Source organism: Geobacillus sp. WSUCF1, from assembly GCF_000422025.1.
Taxonomy (GTDB): Bacteria; Bacillota; Bacilli; order Bacillales; family Anoxybacillaceae; genus Geobacillus; species Geobacillus zalihae.
Window position 1 is genome coordinate 1 of sequence record NZ_ATCO01000255.1, and the last position, 3,715, is coordinate 3,715.

The 3,715-nt window shown below is 53.3% G+C and carries 3 protein-coding genes and 1 pseudogene; all 4 read right to left on the minus strand.

What is annotated here, in order from left to right; genetic code table 11:
* Positions 1–56: 56 nt before the first annotated feature.
* On the minus strand, positions 57–686 hold the full coding sequence (locus I656_RS0117070; protein WP_033006925.1) for an ABC transporter permease: 630 nt from the start codon (positions 684–686) through the stop codon (positions 57–59).
* A gap of 224 nt (positions 687–910) precedes the next feature.
* On the minus strand, positions 911–2,038 hold the full coding sequence (locus I656_RS00415; RefSeq protein WP_033006926.1) for a betaine/proline/choline family ABC transporter ATP-binding protein: 1,128 nt from the start codon (positions 2,036–2,038) through the stop codon (positions 911–913).
* A gap of 16 nt (positions 2,039–2,054) precedes the next feature.
* Positions 2,055–2,957, minus strand: a complete 903-nt coding sequence (locus I656_RS00410; protein ID WP_020756897.1) for a glycine betaine ABC transporter substrate-binding protein — start codon at positions 2,955–2,957, stop codon at positions 2,055–2,057.
* Between the two features lie 434 nt (positions 2,958–3,391).
* Positions 3,392–3,715 (minus strand): annotated as a pseudogene (locus I656_RS00405) (hypothetical protein); the annotation flags it as partial.

Sequence of the window (3,715 nt, forward strand, 5' to 3'; positions counted from 1 at the left end):
CACTGTGTTTGTTGGTTGCCTGAAGCGTATGGAAGAAGTCAACATCTGGTGGCCTGTCAAAACCCTTTTGGCGCCACTTTCTTTTCGACTTTGCGCAGCAGCCAGTCAAAGGCAATCGCTAAGATCGCTGCGGGGATGGCGCCGGCTAAAATCAAGTTTTTGTCGGCGATGCGCAAGCCGCGGTCGATCAAGTCGCCAAGCCCGCCAGCGCCGATGAAGGTCGCCAAGGCGGCGACGCCGATCGTCAGCACCGTTGCCGTGCGCACGCCAGCCATAATGACGGGAAGCGAGAGAGGAAGTTCAACCATCCATAAAATTTGCCGCGATGTCATCCCCATCCCCCGGCCAGCGTCCACCAGCGCCGGGTCGACGCCGAGAATGCCGGTGTACGTGTTGCGCAAAATCGGAAGCAAGGCGTACAGCGTCAACGCGATGATCGCCGGCAGTTTGCCGATGCCGAAAATCGGAAGCATAAACCCAAGCAACGCCAGGCTCGGAATCGTCTGAATGATGGCGGCCACGCCAATGATCGGCTCGGCGAGTTTGCGATGCCGCGTCAATGCGACGCCGAGCGGCACGGCGATGACGATCGCAATGCCCATGGCGATAGCGGATAAGAGCACATGCTCTTGAAAGGCGATCCAAATATCATTCTTTCGTTCGATCAACGTCTGCAACAATTCCATCGTATCCCTCCTTGGCGGAAAAAGCGGCAGCGGATGGCTGCTGCTTCGTCGTGAGAAGTTCAGATAAAAACGGTCATCCCTTTTTATTCGCAAGCAGAACGAATTCCGTTGACAAACCGCTCGAGGCCATTTTTCCTTTTCAACATGAGGCATGTTGTTCAAGCGAGGCGATTGCGGCATCGAGTTTTCCGGCTGTGATTTGCCTGCGCATGTTCCGTTGCCCGTTATGCGTGTTGCTGAAACGTCCACTCCGCGAGTGCGCGCATCATGCTCGAGCGCGTAATCCCCCCGATAAGACGGTCGCCATCGAGCACCGGAATGATGCGCACATCAGGGTCTTGGAACAGAGCGGCGACGTTCGTGACGTCCGCTTCTTTCGCCAACGTCGTCACATCGTAATCGGCGATGTCGGCGACTAACAAATGCTCTTCCCGATAGCGCTCCTCGATTTGTTTCAGCGTCACGATGCCGAGAAAGGCCTGCTTTTTATCGACCACGACCAGGCTGTCGACTTTTTTCGCTTTCATCAATCGGAATGCCTCGGCCAAACCGCGGCGCGGCGAGATCGTCGCGACGTCCGCCGACATTAAATCTTCCGCCGTCGGCACGGCCGTCTGGCGGGTCCGCAGCCGGTCTTCGCCGATAAACTCGCGGACGAACGAGTTCGCCGGCCGCCGAAGCATTTGGTCGGGCGTCGCAAATTGGACGATTTCCCCGTCCTTCATCAAGGCGATCCGATCGGCGATTTTAATGGCTTCATCCATATCGTGGGTGACAAAGACGATTGTTTTTTGAATCTCTTCTTGCAGGCGGACGATGTCATCTTGCAGCTGCTCGCGGCTGATCGGGTCAAGAGCGCTGAACGGTTCATCCATCAAAATGATATTCGGTTCAGCCGCCAAGGCGCGGACGACGCCGACGCGCTGCTGCTGGCCGCCGCTGAGCTCTGACGGGTAGCGGTGCTTAAACGTCGCCGGATCCAATCCGACGAGCTCAAGCAGCTCATCCACCCGCTTTTCATAGGCGTGTTTTTCCCACTTTTTCAACTTCGGCACGAGCGCGATGTTTTCCGCGATCGTCATGTGCGGAAACAAGCCGATTTGCTGGATGACGTAGCCGATGTTGCGCCGCAGCTCAACCGGGTCGAGCTCGGAAATGTCTTGCCCGTCGATGTACACTTTGCCCGATGTCGGCTCGATCAAGCGGTTGATCATCCGCATCGTCGTCGTTTTTCCGCACCCGCTCGGCCCGATCAAGGCGACAAGCTCACCTTTGCGGATTTCAAGATTCATATTTTTTAAGGCGACAAAGCCGTCCTCATACTGTTTCGTCACATTCTCAAATCGAATCATCCACATTCCTCGCTTTCTAGTCGATCAGTCCTTCCGATTTCAAAAAGTCGATCGCCACCTCGCGCGGCCGTTTTCCTTCCAAGTTCACTTGGCCGTTGAGTTCCATCATCTTTTCATCGGTTAAAATATTGGCCAACTTGTTCAGCTTCTCTTCCAGACCCGGATTGGCATCGAGCACTTCCTGGCGGATGATCGGCACGGAGTGGTATGGCGGGAAGTAGTTCTTATCATCTTTTAGCACGACCAAATCATATTTTTTGATTCTTGCATCAGTCGTATAGGCGGTGATGACGTCAATCTCCCCGTTTTTCGCCGCTTCGTATTGCAGGTCTGGATCGATCGTCACTTTTTTCTTGAACTGAAATCCGTACGCATCGACAAGCCCATCATAGCCGTCGCTTCGCTCAAAAAACTCGGCGTCCGACCCGAAGGTGAGGGAGGACGAGTGTTTGGCCAAATCGGAGTGCGTTTTCACCCCAAGTTTCTCGGCAAGATCCTTGCGCAACGCCAAGGCGTAGGTGTTGTTAAATCCGAGTGGTTTGAGCCAAGCGATGTTGTATTTTTTCTTATATAATTTCTTCGTTTCATTGTAGATTTGTTCGGGCGTCTTTTTGGGGTCGTACGGCTGTTTTAAAATGTTCAAATACCCTGTCCCTGTGTACTCGACATACATGTCGACATCGCCATTTTCAATGGCCTGCTGCAACATAAACGCGCCGCCTAAACTGTCTTTCACTTCAACATCCAAATCCGTATGGGCTTTCACATATTCGGCCAACAAATGCGTCAAAATCACCTGCTCGGTAAACTTCTTTCCGCTAATCACAATTTTTCCTTTCGCATCGCTCGTTCCGTTGCAGGCAGCCAATCCAAATACAAGCCCAACAGCGAGCAAAGATCGGATCCATTTTCGCAACACAATTCCTCCTTTTTTTGGCTGTTATCATGCATAATGAAGGGGGGGAAAAAGGTGGCAACAAGACGCGGAGGGGATGAAAAAGCGTCACAAACAAAGGATACCGCAATTTGGGTGCAACTGGCAAATTTGGTATCAGCCGATATGTTTGCCTCTCGCCTGCTCTCGCGGTGATGATGGCCCTCTCCTCCTTGATCCTAAAAAATGCTCCGGAATGCTGGCGAATCCTTCAGAATGCTCCGAATTCGAGATGTTCGAATAAGCCCGCCGTTTATCCATCAACATGCTGGCTATGCATTCCCCCACGCCGTTGATCGAAAGGTTGGCAGGCTCCATGGCGAAGACGAACGGATCGACACGTGAACAAAAAAAAACGGCAGCCCACGGCTGCCGGGTGAAAAAGGAATCCGTGTGGAACGTTTTTTATGGGGAACGCATTAGGCATGAACAAGGCGATGAAGGGTGCTTTCCGTTTTGAAAACGCGGGCGTTCAAGACGTGCAGTCCCGCTTCATGTTCGGCGAGGGCAGGCAGCACTTTGTCTTCGAGGATGGATGTGATATGGGTGAGGTCGCCTTTCATATGGTGAAGGTCGTGCGCCATCGCCTCGTATTTGGCGGTCAGCACTTCTTGCCCATGGCGGAGCGCTTCAACGATCGCCTTCGTTTCATTCGTGCGCTCATCCAGCAAGTCGATTTGTTGCGCAAGCGTGGTCGTCTGCTCGTTCAGTTGAGCGACTTGGTGTTCGACAGTGCCCATGCG